The following is a 20,170-nucleotide window of genomic DNA, read 5'->3' as shown; positions in this document are numbered from 1 at the left end:
ACGAACGATGAGGGCTTGCGGCACCCCCAGCAACCCCAAACCCTCACCTCCCGTCACCCCCACGCCCGGCCGGGACGAACGATGAGGGCTTGCGGCACCCCCACCAACCACAAACCCTCACCCCCCGTCACCCCCGCACCCGGCCGGGACGAACGATGAGGGCTCGCGGCAGTGTCAGCTACCGCAAACCCTCATCGTGTGTCCCGGCTCAGACGCGGGCGCGGCGCCAGTAGTGGGGCAGCACGTACTTGACGAAGACGGGCAGGCACTCCACGAAGTAGCGGCGGAAGAGCCGACGGGGCTCCTGCGCGAGGCGGTAGAACCACTCGATCTTCATGGCCCGGACCCAGGTCGGGGCCATCGTGGCGTTGCCGGTGGCCATGTTGACCGCGCCGCCGACGTTGATCACGACCCCGCTGAAGCCCGCCTTGCGGACCTCCTCGCCGATCATGTCGCCGAACGGCGGGGTGACGGCGACGATCAGCAGGTCGACCCCGTACTTCTGCAGCTTCTTGGCCAGCCGCTTGGGCTTCCAGTCACGCCGGTTGCCGTGCTCGCGGAAGACGACGTGCAGGCCCGAGTCGTGCAGCTGCCCGCGGAAGTCGTGACCCACGTGGCGATCCGCCCCGAGCAGCGCGGCCTTCTTGCCGTGGAACTGGCGCCCCGCGAGCATCCGCTCGATGAACTCCGAGCCCGTGACCCGCTCGGGGTCAATGCCGCGCGAGCGCATGAGCGACACGATGGGCCAGCCGTCGGCGGTGATGTAGTCGGCCCGCTCGATCGTCCGGGCGAAGTCGTCGGACCTCGCGGCCAGCGCCAGGTGGTGCAGGTTGACCGTCTGGATGCGCTTGGGCTGATCGTCGAGCACCGCGGCGTCGAAGTCCTCGTCGTTCAGGATGCACTTCTCGGCCATGAGGTCGATCAGCTCGTCGGTGATCACGCGCGTTCCCCTGTCTCCCAGCGAGACCTGTGGGCCTCACCATGGAAGAGGACGCACCACGCCGATCATGACGCGGGACGACGGACGACCTCAGCCGATCAGCGTCGGCTTCAGCTCCACGATCCGGCTGAGCAGCCCGTTGACGAACGACGGCGACTCGTCGGTGGACAGATCGCTCGCGAGGTTGACCGCCTCGCTGACGGCGACCGCGTCGGGGACGTCGTCGAGGTAGAGGATCTCGTACGCGCCGATGCGGAGCAGGTTGCGGTCCACGGCCGGCATGCGGTCGAGGGTCCAGTCCTTCGCGTTGTCGCTGATGATCTGGTCGAGCCGCTCACGGTGCGCCACGACGCCCTCGACGAGCGCCACCGCGTACTCGTTGACCGGGTACTCGGTGTCACCGACCCGGTCGGGCAGGGTCCCGCCGGTCGGGAGGTTCTGCGCCTCCGACTCGAAGAGGATGTCGAGGGCGCGCTTGCGTGACTTCGTCCGTGCCGACATCAGGCCTTCACACGACCGAGATAGCTTGCGTCACGGGTGTCGACCTTGATCTTCTCGCCGGTGGTGATGAACAGCGGGACCTGGATCTCCTTGCCGGTCTCCAGCGTCGCGGGCTTGGTGCCACCGCTCGAGCGGTCGCCCTGCAGGCCCGGGTCGGTGTGCTGCACGACGAGCTCGACCGAGGCCGGCAGCTCGACGAACAGGACGCGGCCCTCGTTGGTCGCGACGACCGCTTCCTGGTTCTCCAGCAGGAAGCCGACGGTGTCGCCCATGACCGCGGGCGAGACCTCGGTCTGCTCGAACGTCGTCGTGTCCATGAACACGTAGCTCGTGCCGTCGTTGTAGAGGTACTGCATCGTTCGCTTGTCGACCGTCGCGGTCTCCACCTTCGTGCCGGCGTTGAACGTCTTGTCGACGACCTTGCCCGACTCGACGTTCTTCATCTTGGTCCGGACGAAGGCCGGACCCTTGCCGGGCTTGACGTGCTGGAACTCCACGATGGACCACAGCTGTCCGTCGATGTTGAGCACCATGCCGTTCTTCAGGTCGTTCGTGGTGGCCATCAGCCAATCTCCAGGAGGTCTTTGGTCATCGTGGTGAGCACCTCGGGGGCACCCGCGGTCACGAGGACGGTGTCTTCGATACGCACTCCCCCACGGCCGGGCACATAGATGCCCGGCTCCATCGTGAGGACGGTGCGACTGGTCAGTTTACCTGCGTGCGTGCCCGACACGAACGGGTCCTCGTGGATCTCGAGTCCGACGCCGTGCCCGAGCCCTGTCGTGAAGGCCTCCAGCCAGCCCGCAGCCTCCAACGAGGCGCGTGCGGCGGTGTCGGACGCCGCCACCGCGACGCCGTCGCGCAGCAGCTCCAGACCCGCCGCCTGCGACTCGCGGACCGCCGCGTGCACCTCGCGCTGCCAGTCGTCCGCGCGCCCGAGCACCACGGTCCGGGTGCAGTCCGCGTGGTAGCCGTCGACCCTCGCGCCGAAGTCGGCCTTGAGCAGGTCGCCGGTCGCCAGGACGCGGTCGGTGGGGCTGTGGTGCGGGATCGCGGTGTTCGCGCCGGACGCGAGAATCGTGTCGAAGGCGATCGCCTCGGCACCGAGGTCGAGCATCGTGTTCTCGAGCTCGCGCGCGACCTGGCGCTCGGTACGTCCGACGAGGCGGCCGGCCAGCACCTGCTCCAACGCACGGGTCGAGATGTCGCAGGCGGACCGCAGCGCCTCGACCTCGGCGTCGTCCTTGACCTCGCGCAGCGACTCCACGACGCGTCCGGCGCTGCGCAGGGAGCCCGCCGCCATGAGCTCGACCAGGCGGGCGTGCGCGTCGACGCTCAGCGTGTGCGACTCGATGCCGTACGTGCCGGGGTGCGTGCGCTCGGCCATGCCGCCGAGCAGATCGCGGGTGATGACGTGCTCGAGGTCGGGCAGCTCGGCGTCGGCCTGGTCCCGGTAGCGGCCGTCGGTCAGGAACACCGCGTCGCCGTCGGCCGGCACGAGCAGCGCGGCGTTGGAGCCGGTGAAACCCGTGAGGTAGCGGACGTTGACCAGCGTCGTCACGAACAAGCCGTCGAGACCGCGGTCGGCCAGCTCGCGCGCAAGGCGCGTGCGCCGGGCCGCCGTGCTCATGACGAGATCGCCCGGTAGGAGTCGACCAGCACCGACTCCTCGGGCCCCGCCAGGATGGTCGGCTCCTCGAGCCCGTCGAGCACCACGAAGCGCAGCTGGTCGCCGCGGGTCTTCTTGTCCATGCGCATGGCTGCCAGCAGCGGCTCCCAGACGTCCGGCCGGTACGTCGTCGGGAGCCCGATGATCTCCAGCACCGAGCGGTGCCGGTCGAGCAGCCCCCGGTCGATGCGGCCCACCCGGTGCGCGAGCTCGGCGACGAACACCATGCCGATCGCGACCCCCTCGCCGTGGCGGATGCGGTAGCCCTCGAAGCGCTCGATCGCGTGACCGAGCGTGTGGCCGTAGTTGAGCGCCTCGCGGCCGATCGAGCCGTCCGCCCCGGTCTCGTGCAGATCGCCCGCGACGGTGCGTGCCTTGACCGCGATGCCCTTGGTGATCAGCTCGGCGACGATCGACGACCGGGGGTCGGCGATGGTCTCCGGCGCGGCCTCGATGAGCTCGAGGATGGACCGGTCGGCGATGAAGCCGCACTTGGCGACCTCGGCCAGGCCGCTGCGCATCTCGGCGGGCGGCAGGGTCTGCAGGACGTCCAGGTCGCACAGCACGCCGGCCGGCTCGTGGAACGCGCCGACGAGATTCTTGCCCTGCGCGGTGTTGATGCCGGTCTTGCCGCCGACCGCGGCGTCGACCATGCCGAGCACGGTGGTCGGCACGTTGACGAACCGCACCCCGCGCAGCCAGCTCGCGGCGACGAACCCGGCCAGGTCGGTCGTGGCTCCCCCGCCGAGACCGACGATCACGTCCGAACGGGTGAAGCCGGTCTCCCCGAGCACCTTCCAGCAGAACGTGAGGACGTCCGCGGTCTTGGCCTGCTCGCCGTCGGGCACCTCGATCAGGTGCACGTCGAGGTCGTCCTCCACGAGCGGTGCGCGCAGGATCTCGGCCTGCCGGCGCATCGACGGGGCGTGGATGATCGCGACCCGCAGCGCGTCCGGGCCGACCAGGCCGCGCAGCTGGTCCTGGACGCCGTTGCCGATCACCACGTCGTACGGCTGCGCGGTGGGGACAGTCAGGCGGGTGGTCATCGGTCCTCCTCCACGAGACGGACGACCTGGTCGACGACCTGGGTCGGGTCGAGGTCGTCGGTCACGATCGTGAAGCGGGCCACCTCGTCGTACAGGGGACGTCGACGGTCCATGAGGGCCTTCATCTGCGAGCGCACGTTGCCGAGAAGGAGCGGGCGGTTGCCGTTCATGCCGACGCGCGAGACCCCGGCGGCGAGGCCGACGTCGAGGAAGACCACCCGGTGACCCGCCAGCAGCGCGCGGGTGGCGTCGCTGAGGACGGCTCCCCCGCCGAGGGCCAGGACGCCGTCGTGCTCGGCGAGTGCGGCCGCGACGGCCTCCTCCTCGAGCGTGCGGAAGTGGGCCTCGCCCTGGTCGATGAAGATCTCGGACACCGGGACACCCGCGCGGGCCTCGACGTCGGCGTCCGTGTCACGGAACCCCACGCCCAGGCGAGAGGCGAGCGCCTCGGCGACGGTCGACTTGCCCGCCCCGGGAGGACCGACGAGGACGACGAGGGGGCTCAACGGAGCCTCAGGTTGGCGAGGTAGCCCTCGACGTTGCGCCGGGTCTCCTCCACCGAGTCGCCGCCGAACTTCTCGACGACGGCGTCGGCGACGACGAGCGCGACCATCGCCTCGGCGACGATGCCGGCCGCGGGGACCGCGCACACGTCGGAGCGCTGGTGGTGCGCGCGCGCCTCCTCGCCGGTCTCGACGTCGATCGTGCGCAGAGCCCGCGGCACCGTGGCGATCGGCTTCATCGCAGCACGTACGCGCAGCAGCTCGCCAGTGGTCATGCCACCCTCGGTGCCGCCGGCGCGACCGGACAGGCGACGGATGCCGTCCTCGGTCGGGACGATCTCGTCGTGCGCGAGCGAGCCACGGGTGCGCGCAAGCTCGAAGCCGTCGCCGATCTCGACGCCCTTGATGGCCTGGATGCCCATGAGCGCCTGAGCGAGGCGACCGTCGAGGCGCTTGTCCCAGTGCGTGTAGGAGCCGAGTCCCGGCGGCAGTCCCTCGACGACGACCTCGACGACACCGCCCAGGGTGTCGCCCTCCTTGTGCGCGAGGTCGATCTCGGCGACCATCGCGGCGCTCGCGTCGGCGTCGAAGCAGCGCACGGGGTCGGCGTCGAGCGCCTCCACGTCGATGTGGGACGGGATCACGCCGGCCGGCGCGCGCACCGTGCCGAGCTCGACGACGTGCGAGACGATCGTCGCGCCGGTCGTCTGCTGGACGAACTGGGCCGCGATCTCGCCGAGCGCGACGCGGGCCGCGGTCTCGCGGGCGCTGGCCCGCTCCAGGACCGGCCGGGCCTCCTCGAAGCCGTACTTCTGCATGCCGGCCAGGTCGGCGTGGCCGGGCCGCGGGCGCGTCAGGGGCGCATTGCGCTTGAGGCCGTCGAGCACCTCGGGGTCCACCGGGTCGGCGGACATGACCTGGTCCCACTTGGGCCACTCGCTGTTGCCGATGCGCAGTGCGATCGGGCTGCCCATCGTGATGCCGTGCCGCAGGCCGCCGACGATCTCGAGCTCGTCCTGCTCGAACGCCATGCGGGCGCCGCGGCCGTACCCGAGGCGGCGGCGGGCCAGGGCGGCCTGGATCTCCTTGCTGGTCACCTGCACACCCGCCGGGAGCCCTTCCAGGACGGCGACGAGCGCAGGGCCATGGGACTCACCAGCGGTCAACCAACGAAGCATGGGGCGATTCTTCCACGCCCCGTGCTGCACGTCGGACCCGTGTCGTGCGGCGGACGGTCAGGTCGCGTGGACGACCGGTCCCCACGCCGTGCCGATCACGGCCCCGGCGACCATGTAGGGCCCGAACGCGTAGCCCTGCGGGTCGACGATCCGCAGCCTGGCCAGCACGACACCGAGCACCGCACCGAGGACGAAACCCGCGTAGATGCCGACGAGCACCTCGCTGCGTCCGAGGGCGCCGAGCGCGAGGGCCAGCACACCCGACAACCGCACGTCCCCGTAGCCGAAGGCACCGCCGAAGAACCGGCTCCCGGCCCAGTGGAGCACCCGGAAGATCACGTAGACGACCACATTGGCCACGATCGCGTGCACGAGCACGTCCGGGTCACCCAGCAGCAGCGCGCCGACCGCCACGAGCAGCAGGGTGCCCAGGTAGAGCCGCGAGACCACCGCGAAGGGCAGCAGCCGCGTGTGCCAGTCGATGTACGCCAGCCAGCTGCCGACCCCCGTCACCAGCACCCACACGGGCACGAGCTCGGGATCGTCGATCGCCCAAGCCGCGACTCCCGCCATCAGAGCGGCCGCTGCGGCGAGCGCCCACGACACGAGCGGACGCGCGGCCAGCACGGCGTACGCGATCTTGTCCGGGTCGCGGTCCGGCTCGGGCGGCTCGGGCAGTCGTCGCAGCACGAGTGGTCCGGCCGCACCGATCAGGGCGGCGACGACGGCGGCGAGGGCGACAGTCACCCCCTGACACTAGCGAGGAGACAGGGCAGAAAGTGCGGCGTCGCGGAGCAGCTGTGGAGAGACGATCGAGCCGGTCATCAGCTCGACCTGGAGGGCGGCCTGGTGGGCGAGCAGGTCGATGCCCGAGACCACCGGCAGGCCGGCCTCGACGGCGGCCCGGCCGAGACTGGTCGGCCACGGGTCGTACACGACGTCGAAGACGGCCCGGGAGGAGTCGGCCAGCTCGTACGAGCGGGAGCCGACGGCCTCGTCGGGCACGGTCGACACCAGCAGGTCGACCTTCTCGATCAACGGCTCGTCGATGTTGCGCACGTGGACCTCGATCCCCCGTCCACGGGCGACCTGGGTGGCCTCGACCGCGCGCGCGGGGTCCCGCACGACGAAGCTCAGCTCCTCGACGCCGAGCCGCACCAGCGCCAGGGCCATCGAGGTCGCCGTCGCGCCGCCGCCCAGGACGCGCGCGGTGCGGGGCGCCTTGACGCCGACCTCCTGGATCGCGGCGATCGCGCCCGGCACGTCGGTGTTGTACGCCGAGAGCATCCCGTCGTCGACGACCAGCGTGTTGGCCACGCCCAGGGTCTCGACGACCTCGTCGTGCTGGTGCGCGGCGGCCGCGGCCTCCCGCTTGAGCGGCGCGGTCACGGACAGTCCGCGCACGTCGTCGCCGAGCGCACCCACGAACGCGCCCAGATCGCCCTCGTGGACCTCGACCGCCTCGTAGGCCCAGTCCAGCCCGAGCTCGGCGTACGCCGCACGGTGCATCACAGGTGACAGCGAGTGGGCGATCGGCGAGCCCACGACGGCACAGATCATCCGCAGACACCCTCCGGAGCCGTCTTGCAGTACTCCTGCAGCTGCGCGACCGCCTTGTTGTGCTCGCCGAAGGTGTCGGAGAAGACCGTCTCGCCGGTCTCCAGGTTCACCGCGACGAAGAACAGCCAGGAGCCCTCGGCCGGGTTGAGCGCGGCCTCGATGGTCTTCTCGCCCGGCGACCCGATCGGTCCGGGCGGCAGACCCGTGTTCTGGTACGTGTTGTACTTCGACGGGTCGGCACGCTCCTCGGGCGTCGTGAAGACGTCGCCCTTGCGCTTGCTGACGTACGACACGGTCGAGTCCAGCTGCAGGGGCATGCCCTGGTCGATGCGGTTGTAGAGCACGCGCGCGACCTTGGCGTAGTCCTCCTCGTTGTTGGCCTCGTACTCCAGGATGCTCGCGACGGTCAGCACCTCCTCGCCGGTCAGGCCGAGCGCCCGGGCCCGGGTGCCGATGTCGAGCGACTTCGCGACGTCGAGCGTCTTGGCGACCATCTGCTTGAGCAGGTCCGTCGCGGAGGTGCCCGGCGGGATCTCGTACGTCGCGGGGAACAGGTAGCCCTCGGGGTTGAGGTTGGCGACGTCCGGCAGGCCCAGCGTCTCGGGCTTGTCGAGCGCGGCCAGCAGGTCCTTCTCCTTGATCTCGCTGTTGGCGGCGATCAGCTCGACGATCTGGCCGACCCGGGCGCCCTCGGGGATCGTGACCTTGCCCTCGACCCGGTTGCCCTTGTCGATCAGGGCCACCAGCGCGGCCTCGGCGGACATCTTCTTGCGCAGGGAGAAGTAGCCCGCCTGCACCGACTGGAAGCGGGAGTCCTTGATCGCGAGCTGGTAGAACGCCTCGGCGCTCTTGACCACGCCGGCGTCCTTGAGGATGGTCGCGATCTGCTGGCCGCCGGCTCCCGACGGGATCTGGACGGTGACCTTGCCCGTGCCCTGGCCCACGTAGTCCTCGGGACCGCTCATCATGTCCGAGACCTTCTGGTAGCCGAACCACGCGGCGAGCAGCAGCGCGACGACCACCACGAGCGCCACGAGGCGGCGGCCCCACGGCTTGCGGGGAGGGCTGCTCGCGCGTCGGCGGCCGGGGCCGGGTGGCTGCTGTGCCTGGCCGTCCGTCATCAGGTCAAGTCCACTGTCACTCATACGTCTGCCGTCCCTCATGTGCTCTCGCCCGGTGCAGAGCCACGGGTCCGTTCGGAGTCCAATGCCGTTTGGAGGATCACCGTAGCGGCAGCCTGGTCGATGATGCCCCGTGTGGTGCGGGACGAGCGCCCGCCCTGGCGCAGCAGGCTGTGGGCGCTGGTGGTCGTCATCCGCTCGTCGAACAGCCGGATCGGGACCGGCGAGATGGCCGGGAGCAGCTCTGCGCAGAACGCCCGCACCTTGGTCGCCGCAGGCCCCTCACGGCCCGACAGCCCCATCGGCAGGCCCACGACGCACTCGAGGACGTCGAGCTCCGCGACGAGCTCGGCGATCCGCGGGATCGCGCCGGGCCCGGCCGCCACGGTCTCGACGGGCGTCGCCAGGATCCCGTCCGGATCGCTCACCGCGATGCCGATCCGGACGTCACCGACGTCCACGCCGAGCCGTCTCCCGCGGCGCATCAGGCGAGCGCCGCCTCGACCGCCGCGAGCGCGGCCGGGATGCCGGCGACGTCGGAGCCGCCGCCCTGCGCGACGTCCGCCTTGCCGCCGCCCTTGCCGCCGATCTGCTGGCCGACGACCTTGATGAGGTCGTTGGCCGACAGTCCGCGCTCCTGGGCCGCAGGGTTGAGCGCGACGACCGCGGCGGGCTTGTCGCCCGCGTCGCCGATCACGACGACGACCGCGGGACGGTCGGCGAGGCGCTTGCGGATGTCGAGCGCGATCGTGCGCACGTCTCCCCCGCCCGCACCGGCCGCGTGGTGACCGACGTACGCGACGCCACCCACGTCCTTGGCCGATCCGGCGATGTCGCCTGCGGCGCCGAGCAGCTGGGCGGCCTTGATCTTCTCGGCCGCCTTCTCGGCCGCCTTGAGGCGGTCCATCAGGTCCTGCACGCGGCCGGGCACGTCGTCGGGCTGGGTCTTGAGGATGTCGGTCAGCTGGCGGACGACGTCGCGCTCCTTGGCGAGGTACTGGAAGCCCTCGATGCCGGTGAGGGCCTCGACGCGCCGGTTGCCCGCGCCGACCGATCCGTCGGACGTGATGACGACCGTGCCGACCTGCGAGGAGTGGTCGACGTGGGTGCCGCCGCACAGCTCGCGGGACCACGGTCCGCCGATCTCGACGACGCGCACGTCCTCGCCGTACGTCTCGCCGAACAGCGCGAGGGCTCCCCACTCGCGAGCCGCGGCCAGCGACATGATGCGTGCGGTGACGGGCAGGTCCGCGCGCAGCGCGCGGTTGGAGACCGCCTCGACGCTGTGCAGCTGCTCGGGCGACAGCGCGCCGCTCCAGCCGTAGTCGAGGCGCAGGTAGCCGGGCCGGTTGTAGGAGCCGGACTGCAGCGCGGTGGGGCCTAGCACCTCGCGCAGCGCCGCGTGCACGATGTGGGTGCCCGAGTGCGCCTGGCGCGCGCCGAGACGCCACTCTGGGTCGACGGCCGCCTCGAGCGTGGCGTCGAGGGTTAGCTCACCGTCGAGCACACGCACCTGATGCACGACGAGACCGCGCACGGGACGCTGCACGTCGAGCACCTCGGCGCGTCCGCCGTCCCACACGAGGTGGCCGGCGTCTGCGTTCTGGCCGCCTGACTCGGCATAGAACGGGGTGCGGTCGAGCACGACCTCACCGATCGTGCCGGCGGCGATCGCCGGCACGGTGGAGCCTGCCGCGATGAGCGCGAGCACGCGCGACTCGGTGGTGAGCGTCGTGTACGCCTGCCAGTCGGTCGGGCCGTTGGCGTCGAGCGCGGCGCGGTAGACCGTGGTGTCGGCGTGGCTGCCCTTCTTGGCCTTGGCGTCGGCCTTGGCGCGCGAGCGCTGCTCGGCCATGAGCGCGCGGAAGCCCTCCTCGTCGACGCTGAGGCCCTGCTCCGAGGCCATCTCCAGCGTCAGGTCGATCGGGAAGCCGTACGTGTCGTGCAGGGCGAACGCCTTGTCGCCGGACAGCGAGGTGCCGCCCTTGTCCTTGACCGCGACGGCCGCGCTCTCGAAGATCTGGGTGCCCTTGCCGAGGGTCTGGCGGAACGCGTCCTCCTCCGCGTACGCGATCTGCGCGATGCGCGGGAAGTCGGCCTCGAGCTCGGGATAGGACGCCTTCATGCGCTCCAGGCTGACCGGCAGCAGCAGCGGCAGCGCGGGGTCCTCGAAGCCGAGCAGGCGCATCGAGCGCACCGCGCGGCGCAGCAGGCGGCGCAGGACGTACCCGCGGGCCTCGTTGCCCGGCGTCACGCCGTCGCCCATCAGCATCAGCCCGCTGCGGACGTGGTCGGCGATGACCCGGAAGCGCACGTCGTCGGTGTGGTCCTTGCCGTAGACGCGACCGGAGACCTCCGACGCCTTCTCGATGACCGGGAAGACCTCGTCGATCTCGTAGAGGTTGTGCTTGCCCTGGAGGAGGTACGCGACCCGCTCCAGGCCCATGCCGGTGTCGATGTTCTTGTTGGGCAGCTCGCCGAGGACGTCGAACTGGTCCTTGGCGCGGACGTTGGTGATCTCCTCCTGCATGAACACGAGGTTCCAGATCTCCAGGAAGCGGTCCTCGTCGACGATCGGTCCGCCGTCGGGGCCGAACTCGGGGCCGCGGTCCACGTAGATCTCGCTGCAGGGTCCGCCCGGTCCGGGGACGCCCATGTGCCAGTAGTTGTCGAGCAGGCCGCGGTCCTGGATGCGCTCGTCGGGCAGCCCGGCGACCTTCTTCCACAGCGCGCGCGACTCCTGGTCGGTGTGCAGCACCGTGACCCAGATCTTGTCGGGGTCGATGCCGAGGCCGCCCTCGTCGACGGATCCGGTGATCAGGCCCCACGCGTGCGTGATGGCGCCTTCCTTGAAGTAGTCACCGAACGAGAAGTTGCCGTTCATCTGGAAGAACGTGCCGTGGCGGGTGGTCTTGCCGACCTCCTCGATGTCGAGGGTGCGCACGCACTTCTGCACGCTCGTCGCGGTGTGCCACGGCGGGGTCTCCTGGCCGAGGAAGTACGGCTTGAACGGCACCATGCCGGCGTTGACGAACAAGAGGTTGGGGTCGTCGAACAGCAACGGCGCCGAGGGCACGACGGTGTGTCCCGCCTTCTCGAAGTGGTCGAGGAATCGGCGGCGGATCTCCGCGGTCTGCATCAGGTTGCCTTCTTGTCGGGTGCGGCCTCGTCGGGGCGGTTCGCCTCGAGGCTCAGGGAGGACTGGGGGTCGTCGGTCAGCCGACGGATGATGTCGCGCTCACGGGTCTGCATGCCGTCCTGCATCTCGGCACTGAACGCCCGCCAGCCGAGGCCGAGCGCCGCGGCCTGGTCGACGAGGCCGGGTGCCGACAGCCGGTAGGCGGCGCGGCGGGTCTTGACGGTGCTGTAGATCCCGGCCGCGGAGCCCGCGACGAACCACACGATGCGCGACCTCATCAGGACCCCAGCCATTCGTCGGAAGGTGACGACGGCCGGGCCGAGCGCACGGCCCGCCGGCCGGCCTGCAGGCGTTCGCGCCGACGGCGACGGAACTCGCGGCGCATCATCGCGGCGATGCGGTCGCGGCTCTCGGCCCGCAGGGCGTGCGCGAAGCCGTGGGCGTACACCGACAGGCGGACGCCCGGGCGACCGAGCGCGGCCTGCACGACCTGCTGCTCGCTCGGAGGGACGACGAGGCGCCCCTCCACGACACGTGGGACGAGCTCGTCGGAGACGACCGCGGCCGGCGCCTCGGGCTCGTGGAGCACGATCTCCGCAGGCCGGGTCACCGCCGGCTCGGGAGCCGGCAGTGCGGTCTCGGCGCGCGTGATGCGGCGCACCGCGCGCACCGCGATCAGGGCAGCGCAGATCGCGACCGCAGCGAGCACTGCGGTCGCCACCAGGATCACGACCTCTGTCGACACGAGGACGAGCCTATCGCGACGACGGCGAGGATCAATGCGCTGGCCGCGGGGCTCAACGGTCGCGCAGGATCTTGCGGATCATCGCGAGCCGTTCGCTGACCCGGGCCTCGAATCCGTGGTCGCCGGGCTCGTAGTAGGTCGCGCCGTCGACGTCGTCGGGTGCGTACTGCTGACCGACCACGCCACGCGGGTCGTTGTGCGGGTAGCGGTAGTCGTGCCCGTGCCCGAGCTTCTTGGCCCCCGAGTAGTGCGCGTCACGCAGCGCGGGCGGCACCGTGCCGACCTTGCCCGCGCGGACGTCGGCCTGTGCGCGGTCGATCGCGACCACGACCGAGTTGGACTTGGGGGCGGCCGCGAGGTGGATCACGGCCTGGGCCAGCGGGATCCGGGCCTCGGGGAAGCCGATCATGGCGACGGCCTGCGCGGTCGCGGTGGCCAGCGGCAGCGCGGTCGGGTCGGCCATGCCGATGTCCTCGCTCGCATGGATCATCAGCCGGCGGGCGATGAAGCGCGGGTCCTCCCCCGCCTCGATCATCCGGGCCAGGTAGTGCAGCGCGGCGTCGACGTCGGAGCCCCTGATCGACTTGATGAACGCGCTGATGACGTCGTAGTGCTGATCGCCCTGCCGGTCGTAGCGGACCGCCGCCTTGTCGACCGCGAGCGCCGCGTCCTCGACGTCGATCTCGGCCTTGCCCTGGGTCGTGGCGGCACCCGCGGCGGCCTCGAGGTACGTCAGCACGCGCCGGCCGTCGCCGCCCGCGAGGCGTACGAGATGGGACCTGGCCTCCTCGGTCAGCGTCACCGCGCCGCCGAGACCACGCTCGTCGGTGAGCGCGCGGTCGACCAGCACGCCGATGTCGTCGTCGGTGAGGCTCTCGAGGGTGAGCAGCAGGCTGCGGCTCAGCAGCGGCGAGATCACGCTGAAGTGCGGGTTCTCGGTCGTCGCCGCGACCAGCGACACCCACCTGTTCTCGACGCCGGGCAGCAGGGCGTCCTGCTGGGACTTGCTGAAGCGGTGCACCTCGTCGACGAACAGGACCGTCTCGACACCGGTCTGCGCGAGGGCCCGGCGGGCGCCGGCGATCGTCTCGCGGACCTCCTTGACGCCTGCGGACACCGCCGAGACCTCGACGAAGCGGCGGTCGGTGTGGGCGCTCAGCAGGCTCGCGATCGTGGTCTTGCCCGTGCCGGGCGGGCCCCACAGCAGGATCGTGAGCGGCTGGTTGCCGTCGATCATCTGCCGCAACGGGGAGCCCGGCGCGAGCAGGTGCTGCTGGCCCACGAGCTCGTCGAGCGAGCGCGGCCGCATGCGTACGGCCAGCGGCGCCGAGGAGTGGGTGTTGCCGCTGAGGCTTCCCCCACCGCTGCCCGTCGTCGGCGGAGCGTCCGGGATGTCGAACAGGCCGTCGGAGCTCATGCCCCGAGCCTAGTTGCCCCCACCGACCCCCGCCCCCGCCCATCACCCGATTCCCAGGAGAACCCCGGTTTCCTCACCGGGTCACGCAGGAACCCGGCACCCCTCCCCCGTCGCAACAGGGGTGAGGTGCCGGGTTCCGGGGTTCTCCTGGGAATCCGCGCCCGAGGTACGCGTCAGGCCTCGGGAGTCTCCGCCTTCGGCTTCCAGTCGACGCCGGCGTCGCGGCGCTGCTCGGGCGTGATCGGCGCGGGCGCCGCGGTCAGCGGGTCGTAGCCGCCGCCGGACTTCGGGAACGCGATGACCTCACGGATCGAGTCCGCACCGGCGAGCATCGCGCAGATCCGGTCCATGCCGACCGCGATGCCGCCGTGCGGCGGGGCGCCGAAGGTGAACGCGTCGAGCAGGAAGCCGAACTTCTCCTGCGCCTCGGCCTCTTCGATGCCCATGACCGCGAACACCCGCTTCTGGATGTCCTCGCGGTGGATACGGATCGACCCGCCGCCCAGCTCGCTGCCGTTGCAGACGATGTCGTACGCCCAGGCGAGCGCGTTGCCCGGATCGGTGTCGAACGTCTCGAGGTCCTGCGGCGAGGTGAACGCGTGGTGCACCGCGGTCCACGCGCCCTTGCCGACCGCCACGTCACCGGACGCCACCGCGTCACCGGACGGCTCGAACAGCGGCGCGTCGACGACCCAGACGAACTCCCAGGCGTTCTTGTCGATCAGGCCGCAGCGCTCGCCGATCTCCAGGCGGGCAGCGCCCAGCAGGCCCCGAGTCGCCTTCGTGGCACCGGCGCCGAAGAAGATGCAGTCGCCCGGCTTCGCGCCGACGTGGTCGGCCAGGCCGGCTCGCTCGGCGTCCGACAGGTTCTTGGCCACCGGACCGCCGAGCTCGCCGTCCTCGGAGATCGTGACGTACGCGAGACCCTTCGCACCACGCTGCTTGGCCCACTCCTGCCACGCGTCGAACTGCCGACGCGGCTGGGAGGCTCCGCCGGGCATGACGACCGCACCGACGTACTCGGCCTGGAACACCCGGAACGAGGTGTCCTTGAAGAACTCGGTGCACTCGACGAGCTCCTGGCCCATGCGCAGATCGGGCTTGTCCGAGCCGAAGCGGCGCATCGCGTCCGCGTACGTCATGTGCGGGATGGGGGTCGGCACCTCGTAGCCGATGAGCGACCACATCGCGCGGATGATGTCTTCCATCAGCTCGATGACGTCGGCCTGCTCGACGAAGCTCATCTCGATGTCGAGCTGGGTGAACTCGGGCTGGCGGTCGGCGCGGAAGTCCTCGTCGCGGTAGCAGCGCGCGATCTGGTAGTAGCGCTCCATGCCGCCGACCATCAGCAGCTGCTTGAACAGCTGCGGGCTCTGCGGCAACGCGTACCAGCTGCCGGGCTTGAGCCGGGCCGGGACGAGGAAGTCACGGGCACCCTCAGGGGTGGAGCGGGTCAGCGTCGGTGTCTCGATCTCGACGAAGTCGCGCCCGGCCAGCACCTCGCGAGCCGCGGCGTTGACCTTGCTGCGCAGACGGATCGCCGCTGCGGGACCCGAGCGGCGCAGGTCGAGGTAGCGGTACTTCAGGCGCGCCTCCTCGCCCACATCCACGTGGTCGTCGATCGGGAACGGCAGGGGTGCCGCGGCGCTGAGGATCTCGACGTCGTCCGCGATCACCTCGATCTCACCGGTCGGGATCGCGGAGTTCTCGTTGCCCGCGGGCCGCTGCTGGACGGTGCCGACGACCTTGATGCAGTACTCGGCGCGCAGCTGGTGCGCGACCTCCTCGCGGACGACGACCTGCACGACGCCCGAGGCCTCGCGCAGATCGATGAAGGCGACGCCGCCGTGGTCTCGCCGACGCGCGACCCATCCGGCGAGCGTGACCTGTTGGCCGATGTTCTCGGCGCGCAGGCTTCCGGCGTCATGGGTGCGGATCACGTGTTCTGCTCCTTGGGGGAGATCGAGGGGGTCAAGTCGATGGTAGGTGGCATCCACTGGTCCGGGTCGGCGTCGACCTGGTCACCGCTGCGGATGTCCTTGACGGCGGACGGCGGGAACCAGACGTACGGGATCCCGCGCTTCTCGGCGTTCTGGATCTGCTTGCCGAACTTGTCGGCCTTCGCGGCGACCTCCGTGGGGATGCCGCGCGCCCGCAGACGTCCGGCGATCGCATTGCTCTCGGCGCGCGAGTCCTCCGAGTCCACCGCGACGAGCACCGCGGACGGCACCGAGCGGGACGCCGACAGGCCGAGCGGCACGAGCAGGCGCGAGACGCCGAGCGAGATGCCGACGCCGGGGTACGTCGAGCGGCGGTCCTGCGCGAGCTGGTCGTAGCGGCCGCCCGAGCAGATCGAGCCGAGGTGCTCCCAGCCGGCCAGCCGGGTCTCGAAGACCGTGCCGGTGTAGTAGTCCAGGCCGCGGGCGATCCGCAGGTCGGCCGTGACGACGACGCCCTCGACCCCTCCGGCCCCCTCGACGACCTGGGCGAGCTCGGGCAGGCCCTCGGCGAGCAGCTCGTGCTCGACGCCGAGCGCCTGCACCCGCTCCACGAAGGAGGTGTCGGTCGTGACGATCTCGGCCAGTGCCAGGACGCGGTCGGCCTGGTCGCCGTCGAGGCCCTGCTCGAGCAGGAGCTCGCGGATCTTGTCCGCCGGCACCTTGTCGAGCTTGTCGACGACCTGCATGACGGCCGCGGGCTGCTCGATGCCCAGGCCCAGGTAGAAGCCCTCGAGGATCTTGCGGTTGCTGATCTGGAGCGTGGGCGTCGGGATCGGCAGCCCGGCCAACGCCTCGGCCATCACGCGGGCGACCTCGATGTCGAAGTGGAACGGCAGCACGTCCCGCGCGACGATGTCGATGTCGGCCTGGGTGAACTCGCGGAAGCGACCCTGCTGGGGACGCTCACCGCGCCAGACCTTCTGGATCTGCCAGCGGCGGAACGGGAACTCGAGCTTGCCCGCGTTCTCCAGGACGTACCGGGCGAACGGGACCGTCAGGTCGTAGTGCAGCGCGAGCTCGGCCGGCTCCCCCTCCGCGGCGGCCAGCCTCTTGACGGCGTAGACCTCCTTGTCGATCTCGCCCTTGCGCAGCAGGACGTCGAGCGGCTCGACCGCACGCGTCTCGATGCCCGCGAAGCCGTGGAGCTCGAACGTGCGGCGCAGGTGGTCCAGCACCTGCTGCTCGACGATCCGCTCGCGCGGCAGGAACTCGGGGAAGCCCGACAGCTTGGTCGCCATCAGGACATCAGCTCCTCGAGGAAGGGGTTGGTCGCGCGCTCGCGGCCGATCGACGTCTGCCCGCCGTGCCCGGGCAGCACGACGACGTCGTCGGCCAGCGGCAGGACGCGATCGCGCAGGCTGTCGAGCATCTGGGGGTGTGAGCCGCCGGTCAGGTCGGTGCGCCCGATCGAGCCGGCGAACAGGAAGTCGCCGGAGAACATGATCTGCGAGACGTCCTCGGGCCCGTCGTAGTCGACGCGGTAGAAGACCGTGCCCGGGGTGTGACCCGGCACGTGGTCGACTGTGAAAGTCAGCCCGTCGACCTCGATCTCGGCGCCGTCGACCGCATCGCGCACGTCGGCCGGCTCGGCGAACTCGGGCATCTCGGTCATGCCCAGCTGGCTCCGCAGCATCGCGGCGGACTGGCCCGAGATCGCGGCCATCGGGTCGCTCAGCAGGTGCCGGTCATCGGGGTGGATCCAGACCGGGCAGTCGTACGTCGCCGCGACGTCCTGGGCGTTCCACATGTGGTCGAAGTGCCCGTGGGTGATGAGGACGGCCTGGGGCCGCAGGTCGTGCTCGGCGACGACCTGGCGCACGCCGTCCATCGCGTCCATGCCGGGATCGACGATCGCACAGCCCGTGCCCGGGCCACGTGAGACGAGGTAGCAGTTCGCCTGCAACGGACCGGCAGGAAATGACGTGAGGAGCACGTGGCACAGGGTACGCGAGGCGGGTGAGATGCCCCGAGCGCGCCTGCACCTAGACTGTGGCTCATGAGCTCTGCGCCCACGAACCCTTGGGGTCGTGTCGACGATGACGGCAACGTCTACGTGAAGACCACCGACGGTGAACGACTGATCGGCCAGTGGCCCGGCGGTGACCCCGCCGAGGCGATGGCCTTGTACGTCCGACGCTTCGAGGGACTCGAGGTCGAGGTCGACCTCCTGGAGAAGCGGCTGGAGGGTGGCACGCTGTCCCCCGACGACGCCGCCAAGGCGATGACGAAGGTGCGTGCGCAGCTCGTCGACGCCCAGGCGATGGGAGACCTCGACTCGCTCGTCAAGCGCCTCGACGCCCTGCAGCCGGCGATCGACAAGCACCGCGAGGAGCGCAAGGTCGAGCGTGCGGCCAAGGTCGCCGAGGCCGCGACGGAGAAGACGCGCATCGCCGAGGCGGCCGAGAAGATCGCCGCGGGCAATGACTGGAAGGCCGGCGCCGACAAGCTCCGCGCCCTGCTGGAGGAGTGGAAGGCGCTCCCCCGTCTCAGCAAGTCCGCCGACGACGAGCTGTGGCACCGCTTCAGCTCGGCGCGCACGACGTACACACGTCGCCGCAAGAGCCACTTCGGCGAGCAGTCGACCCTCCGCGAGGCCGCCAAGGTTACCAAGGAGCGGCTCATCGCCGAGGCCGAGGCACTGTCGACGTCGACCGAGTGGGGTCCGACAGCGGGCAAGTACCGCGACCTGATGGCCGAGTGGAAGAAGGCCGGCTCCGCACCGCGCAACGTCGAGGACAAGCTCTGGAAGCGGTTCCGCGCCGCCCAGGACGCGTTCTTCACCGCGCGGGACGAGGCCAACGCCGAGCTCGACGCCGAGTACGAGGTCAACGCCGAGAAGAAGCTCGAGATCCTCGCCGACGCCGAGAAGCTGCTGCCGATCACCAACGTGGACGCCGCCCGCAAGGCGTGGCTCGACATCGCCGACCGCTGGGAGGCCGCGGGCAAGGTGCCGCGCGCCAAGATCAGCGAGTTCGAGGGCCGGATCCGCAAGATCGAGCAGGCCGTCAAGGACGCGACCGACAGCCAGTGGAAGAAGACCGATCCGGAGAAGTCCGCCCGCGCGGACGACATGATCGGCAAGCTGCAGCGCGCGATCGACGAGGTGGGCGAGAAGATCGCGGCCGCCGAGGCGAAGGGTGACGCCAAGAAGGTCAAGGACCTGACGGCCGACAAGGAGTCCAAGGAGGCCTTCCTCGAGATGGCCAAGAAGGCCCAGGCCGACTTCTCCTGACCCCCGTCCGCTGAGGAGGGGGTTACCGCCCGCTGACGAGGGGGTTACCGCCCGCTGAGGAGGGGGTTACCGCCCGCTCGCGAGGCGGCGCCCACCCCTGTGGACGGCGTGATGGACCGCGCAGGGCTGCATGTACTTGCATGCCCACATGGCGACATTGATCAACGACGGGTTTCCGTTCACGACGGCCCAGGCACCTGAGCTGGGCCTCACCCCGAAGATGCTGCGGCTCCGACTCGACCAGGGGCTCGTCCGTCGCGTCTTCCGCAGCGTGTACGTCGATGCCGCCGTACCCGACTCCCGCAGCGGACGGGTTCGTGCCCTGACGCTCGTCACCCCCGAGAACGCGATCGTCTGCGACGAGACTGCTGCCTGGGTCCGCGGTCTCGACGTGCACGCGCCCGGACGTCGCCGGGACCTCACGCCGTCCATGGTCGTCCGGCACGGCATGGCGAGGGTGGAGCGGCCCGGGAGCATGGGCCGGCAGGCGATCATCTCCAGCGACGACATCGAGTTCGTCGACGGACTGTTCGTCACCACGTCGCTGCGCACCACGTCGGACCTGCTGAGGCGCATGTACCGCCCGTACGCATTGGCCGCCGCGGACGCCTTCGCCCACGCAGGACTGATCGACGTCGACGAGCTCGCTGAGTACGTCGCTCGGCTCAAGGGATACCGGGGCATCGTCCAGGCACGCAGCCTCGCCGCGATCGTGGAGCCCAAGACGCAGTCGCCCGGCGAGTCCTGGCAGCGGCTGCGCATCCTCGATGCCGGCCTGCCACCACCTGAGCCCCAGTTCGAGGTCATCGACGACTTCGGCCGGTCCTACTTCATCGACCTGCCGTACCCGGACGTGCTCGTCGGCACCGAGTACGACGGCCGTGAGTTCCACACAGACGAAGTTCACCGTCGACACGACCAGGGACGCCGCGACTATCTCTCGGAGCTCTACGGATGGCAGTGGGTCATCGGCACACGAGAACGCATCTTCGGCGACGACACATCGTTCGAGCACGAGCTGGGCGAGGCGCTCGGGATCACGCCCTTGTCCCGGTGGTGGGGAACGGGGCAGCGGCGCCCTCGCCGCAGGGCGGCGCGGGCCTCGTGACGGGGCCGGAA

At 70.6% G+C, this 20,170-nt stretch carries 20 protein-coding genes; 2 read left to right on the top strand and 18 right to left on the bottom strand.

Translation table 11 applies throughout. The features are described from left to right. Positions 1–208: 208 nt before the first annotated feature. The 18 genes from GEV27_RS08385 to GEV27_RS08300 all read right to left on the bottom strand — a co-directional run bounded on the left by GEV27_RS08385 (position 209) and on the right by GEV27_RS08300 (position 17,752). Positions 209–940, bottom strand: a complete 732-nt coding sequence (locus GEV27_RS08385; protein WP_153933889.1) for a WecB/TagA/CpsF family glycosyltransferase — start codon at positions 938–940, stop codon at positions 209–211. A 90-nt stretch (positions 941–1,030) separates the two neighbouring features. Continuing rightward, positions 1,031–1,441, bottom strand: coding sequence for a transcription antitermination factor NusB (nusB, locus tag GEV27_RS08380; RefSeq protein WP_153652960.1), 411 nt, complete (start codon positions 1,439–1,441; stop codon positions 1,031–1,033). Further along, positions 1,441–2,004: an elongation factor P gene (efp, locus tag GEV27_RS08375; RefSeq protein ID WP_153652961.1), complete on the bottom strand. Its 564-nt coding sequence runs from the start codon at positions 2,002–2,004 to the stop codon at positions 1,441–1,443. Before efp ends, nusB begins: the two co-directional genes overlap by 1 nt. Further along, complete coding sequence (locus GEV27_RS08370; RefSeq protein WP_153933888.1) at positions 2,004–3,071, bottom strand: Xaa-Pro peptidase family protein; 1,068 nt, start codon at positions 3,069–3,071, stop codon at positions 2,004–2,006. The genes efp and GEV27_RS08370 overlap by 1 nt, the downstream gene beginning before the upstream one ends. Further along, positions 3,068–4,156 (bottom strand): 3-dehydroquinate synthase, encoded by a 1,089-nt coding sequence (gene aroB, locus GEV27_RS08365; RefSeq protein ID WP_153933887.1) that lies wholly within the window; start codon positions 4,154–4,156, stop codon positions 3,068–3,070. The genes GEV27_RS08370 and aroB overlap by 4 nt, the downstream gene beginning before the upstream one ends. Then, positions 4,153–4,662, bottom strand: a complete 510-nt coding sequence (locus GEV27_RS08360; protein ID WP_153933886.1) for a shikimate kinase — start codon at positions 4,660–4,662, stop codon at positions 4,153–4,155. The genes aroB and GEV27_RS08360 overlap by 4 nt, the downstream gene beginning before the upstream one ends. Then, positions 4,659–5,837, bottom strand: coding sequence for a chorismate synthase (gene aroC / locus GEV27_RS08355; protein ID WP_153910805.1), 1,179 nt, complete (start codon positions 5,835–5,837; stop codon positions 4,659–4,661). Before aroC ends, GEV27_RS08360 begins: the two co-directional genes overlap by 4 nt. Before the next feature lie 57 nt (positions 5,838–5,894). Then, the gene (locus GEV27_RS08350; protein WP_153933885.1) at positions 5,895–6,584 is read right to left on the bottom strand and encodes an A24 family peptidase; all 690 of its coding nucleotides are present in this window, start codon (positions 6,582–6,584) and stop codon (positions 5,895–5,897) included. A 9-nt stretch (positions 6,585–6,593) separates the two neighbouring features. Further along, positions 6,594–7,397 carry a shikimate dehydrogenase gene (locus tag GEV27_RS08345; protein ID WP_153933884.1) on the bottom strand — a complete coding sequence of 268 codons (804 nt, stop codon included), beginning with the start codon at positions 7,395–7,397 and terminating at the stop codon, positions 6,594–6,596. Beyond that, on the bottom strand, positions 7,394–8,518 hold the full coding sequence (mltG, locus tag GEV27_RS08340) for an endolytic transglycosylase MltG (RefSeq protein ID WP_194944159.1): 1,125 nt from the start codon (positions 8,516–8,518) through the stop codon (positions 7,394–7,396). Before mltG ends, GEV27_RS08345 begins: the two co-directional genes overlap by 4 nt. A gap of 38 nt (positions 8,519–8,556) precedes the next feature. Next, positions 8,557–8,979 carry a Holliday junction resolvase RuvX gene (ruvX, locus tag GEV27_RS08335; protein ID WP_309222114.1) on the bottom strand — a complete coding sequence of 141 codons (423 nt, stop codon included), beginning with the start codon at positions 8,977–8,979 and terminating at the stop codon, positions 8,557–8,559. A 23-nt stretch (positions 8,980–9,002) separates the two neighbouring features. After that, the gene (alaS, locus tag GEV27_RS08330; RefSeq protein WP_153933882.1) at positions 9,003–11,657 is read right to left on the bottom strand and encodes an alanine--tRNA ligase; all 2,655 of its coding nucleotides are present in this window, start codon (positions 11,655–11,657) and stop codon (positions 9,003–9,005) included. Continuing rightward, a complete protein-coding gene (locus GEV27_RS08325; protein ID WP_153652971.1) occupies positions 11,657–11,935 on the bottom strand; it encodes a DUF6167 family protein in 279 nt (92 codons plus the stop codon). The genes alaS and GEV27_RS08325 overlap by 1 nt, the downstream gene beginning before the upstream one ends. Further along, on the bottom strand, positions 11,935–12,402 hold the full coding sequence (locus GEV27_RS08320) for a hypothetical protein (RefSeq protein ID WP_153652972.1): 468 nt from the start codon (positions 12,400–12,402) through the stop codon (positions 11,935–11,937). The genes GEV27_RS08325 and GEV27_RS08320 overlap by 1 nt, the downstream gene beginning before the upstream one ends. Before the next feature lie 52 nt (positions 12,403–12,454). Then, entirely contained in the window at positions 12,455–13,819 is a 1,365-nt protein-coding gene (locus tag GEV27_RS08315) for a replication-associated recombination protein A (RefSeq protein ID WP_153910797.1), read from the bottom strand. A 173-nt stretch (positions 13,820–13,992) separates the two neighbouring features. Then, positions 13,993–15,759: an aspartate--tRNA ligase gene (gene aspS, locus GEV27_RS08310; RefSeq protein WP_309222113.1), complete on the bottom strand. Its 1,767-nt coding sequence runs from the start codon at positions 15,757–15,759 to the stop codon at positions 13,993–13,995. Next, complete coding sequence (gene hisS / locus GEV27_RS08305) at positions 15,756–17,057, bottom strand: histidine--tRNA ligase (protein ID WP_153933881.1); 1,302 nt, start codon at positions 17,055–17,057, stop codon at positions 15,756–15,758. The genes aspS and hisS overlap by 4 nt, the downstream gene beginning before the upstream one ends. Then, positions 17,057–17,752 (bottom strand): MBL fold metallo-hydrolase, encoded by a 696-nt coding sequence (locus tag GEV27_RS08300; protein ID WP_309222112.1) that lies wholly within the window; start codon positions 17,750–17,752, stop codon positions 17,057–17,059. Before GEV27_RS08300 ends, hisS begins: the two co-directional genes overlap by 1 nt. Positions 17,753–17,815: 63 nt before the next feature. Between GEV27_RS08300 and GEV27_RS08295 the strand changes: the two genes are divergently transcribed. Both GEV27_RS08295 and GEV27_RS08290 read left to right on the top strand, forming a co-directional pair. Further along, positions 17,816–19,051 carry a DUF349 domain-containing protein gene (locus tag GEV27_RS08295; protein ID WP_153652977.1) on the top strand — a complete coding sequence of 412 codons (1,236 nt, stop codon included), beginning with the start codon at positions 17,816–17,818 and terminating at the stop codon, positions 19,049–19,051. A gap of 148 nt (positions 19,052–19,199) precedes the next feature. After that, positions 19,200–20,159 carry a type IV toxin-antitoxin system AbiEi family antitoxin domain-containing protein gene (locus GEV27_RS08290; RefSeq protein ID WP_153933880.1) on the top strand — a complete coding sequence of 320 codons (960 nt, stop codon included), beginning with the start codon at positions 19,200–19,202 and terminating at the stop codon, positions 20,157–20,159. The last annotated feature ends 11 nt before the right edge of the window (positions 20,160–20,170 follow it).

Origin of the sequence: Aeromicrobium sp. S22 (assembly GCF_009661045.1) — a bacterium.
Taxonomy (GTDB): Bacteria; Actinomycetota; Actinomycetes; order Propionibacteriales; family Nocardioidaceae; genus Aeromicrobium; species Aeromicrobium yanjiei.
Note: the sequence above shows the minus strand (reverse complement) of the source record. Positions and strands in the feature narration are given on the sequence as shown.